Origin of the sequence: Autumnicola edwardsiae, assembly GCF_031846505.1 — a bacterium.
In the GTDB taxonomy this organism is placed as follows: Bacteria; Bacteroidota; Bacteroidia; order Flavobacteriales; family Flavobacteriaceae; genus Autumnicola; species Autumnicola edwardsiae.
The window spans coordinates 1-332 of record NZ_JAVRHP010000333.1 but is presented as its reverse complement, the minus strand read 5'-3'; the positions used below and the strand labels follow the sequence as shown (position 1 = coordinate 332).

The 332-nt window shown below is 39.8% G+C and carries 1 protein-coding gene; it reads left to right on the top strand.

Annotated features, from left to right (window positions below; genetic code table 11):
* On the top strand, nt 1-332 hold a 332-nt coding region (locus tag RM529_RS17910), incomplete at both ends, for a hypothetical protein (protein ID WP_311486082.1).

The following is a 332-nucleotide window of genomic DNA, read 5'->3' as shown; positions in this document are numbered from 1 at the left end:
CTTAAATATTACCAATTTCAACTGTAGCAATGTTGGAGACAATTCCGTAGAACTGACAGTAACTGATGTAAATGCAAATTCTGCCTCAAAAACTGCGACCGTTACGGTTGAAGACCAGATTGCCCCCACAGTTTTGACCCAAAACATTACTGTTGAACTCGATGCAAACGGGAATGCGACAATTTCAGCCGAAGATATTAACAATGGTTCTACCGATAATTGCCAAATTCAGAGCCGCTCCTTAAATATTACCAATTTCGACTGTAGCGATGTTGGAGACAATTCCGTGGAACTTACAGTTACTGATGTTAATGGAAATTCAGCCTCAAAAA